Origin of the sequence: Kluyvera ascorbata ATCC 33433, from assembly GCF_000735365.1 — a bacterium.
Classification (GTDB): domain Bacteria; phylum Pseudomonadota; class Gammaproteobacteria; order Enterobacterales; family Enterobacteriaceae; genus Kluyvera; species Kluyvera ascorbata.
This window is the reverse complement of sequence record NZ_JMPL01000226.1, coordinates 1-1,511: the sequence shown is the minus strand read 5'-3', so window position 1 is coordinate 1,511 and position 1,511 is coordinate 1. Positions and strand designations below refer to the sequence as shown.

General features: G+C 49.0%; 3 protein-coding genes and 1 tRNA gene. 2 read left to right on the top strand and 2 right to left on the bottom strand.

Annotated features, from left to right (window positions below; all coding sequences use genetic code 11):
- Positions 1–240: MASE1 domain-containing protein (locus GKAS_RS25030; RefSeq protein WP_345703624.1), on the bottom strand; the 240-nt coding region annotated here is incomplete at its 3' end.
- A gap of 236 nt (positions 241–476) precedes the next feature.
- Positions 477–552: transfer RNA gene (locus GKAS_RS23295), tRNA-Ala, on the bottom strand.
- A 216-nt stretch (positions 553–768) separates the two neighbouring features.
- On the opposite strand from GKAS_RS23295, the gene GKAS_RS23290 reads away from it, so the two are divergent.
- Together GKAS_RS23290 and GKAS_RS23285 are read left to right on the top strand one after the other, a co-directional pair.
- Complete coding sequence (locus GKAS_RS23290) at positions 769–1,125, top strand: YfeC-like transcriptional regulator (RefSeq protein WP_035897901.1); 357 nt, start codon at positions 769–771, stop codon at positions 1,123–1,125.
- Between the two features lie 9 nt (positions 1,126–1,134).
- On the top strand, positions 1,135–1,511 hold a 377-nt coding region (locus GKAS_RS23285), incomplete at its 3' end, for a YfeC-like transcriptional regulator (protein ID WP_035897902.1).

Genomic DNA, 1,511 nt, shown 5'->3' with positions numbered 1-1,511 from the left:
GATACAGACAGCCGCCAACTGACAGAATAATAATGTTAATGAATAAAATGGCGATAGATGCAGTTGCCAATAGTTGGTGACGGTAAATCCAATTGCCAGTGGAACAATCGCATGGCGACCAAATAGCATGATCAACGCAATCATCACGCCAAGCGGAAGCCAGGCTAGATATACGGAATGACCATCATAAAAAGCAGTGGGAGATATATATCTGGAAAAAGGGATAGCCACCAGGCTCATTATCAAAGCCAGACAGAATTTCCTTGCTTGGGTACTCCGAATCGCCATCATGCGTATCTGCCGATATCCTTTATCGTACGTAGTTTGACTCTCTGAATATTATGGTGGTGAATTTATTGACGCAAGTTTAAGAGATGGAATCCTGATCTGTATGGGGCTTTTAAAAGCTAAATGCTGAATTTTTATCCATGCTGAAGATAAAAAAAACCCCCGCCATAGGCGAGGGTTCCGAATTTTGGTGGAGCTAAGCGGGATCGAACCGCTGACCTCTTGCATGCCATGCAAGCGCTCTCCCAGCTGAGCTATAGCCCCAACGTAAAGCTGTCGTGTTGACGGGCGGCATAATATGAATTCCCTTACACAGTGTCAACGGCAAAATAGGCGAAATAGTTCTAATCGCTGAAAAAGCAGGCAAACGCGCCATATTGCTCGCCTCCTCGCAGGTTGGAGTTAAACCGGTCACGTTTTCTCATAAAATGATGCTATAACATGGACCTGTAATTCCCACACTGCGACTCAGGAAATTGTATGCTCAAGGAACGAATGACGCCGGAGGAGATTGCTCATCTGACGGGATACAGCCGACAAACCATCAACAAATGGGTGCGCAAAGAGGGCTGGAAAACGTCCCCCCGTCCCGGCGTTCAGGGAGGAAAAGCTCGCGTGGTGCACGTGAATGACGAAGTGATGGAGTTTATCCATAGCGCCCAGCGCGCCTCTGAATCTTCGGCCTCCTATGCGGTGAACGGCAGCGACAACCCTTTCCACACGCTGCTACTGACGCTGGTTGATGAAATGACCGAGAGCGAGCAAAAACAGCTCACTTCACTGCTGCTACGGGAAGGGATTAGTGGTTTATTGCAACGTCTAGGAATTCGCGGTTAAGCAATGTCTATGAAAAAACTTCCCGCAAAGATGTCCACAGAAGAACTGGCTGAGATGCTGGGTATGACTCGACAGACGGTCAATCGCTGGATTCGTGAAAAGGGCTGGCAGACTGAACCGATGCCCGGCATTAAAGGTGGTCGTGCGCGGCTTATCTTTATGAGCGATGAGGTGATGGACTTTCTGGTTAATACGCCCGCTTTTCGCCAACTCCCGAATGAAAACCAGATAGACGAACCAGCCGGCAGTTACACCGCCCACGCCTCTGACGAAGTCTGGCGGCAAATCAGCGATGTCTTACAGAATATGACGTCGCCGGAGAAAGAGCGTTTACATCGATTGCTGGCGCGTGAAGGAATTTGCGGTTTTCTATCGCGGCTCGGGCT

Excerpts from the sequence above, each read along its gene's own strand:
- GKAS_RS23290 (WP_035897901.1), top strand. The coding sequence starts at position 769 with ATGCTCAAGGAACGAATGACGCCGGAGGAGATTGCTCATCTGACGGGA.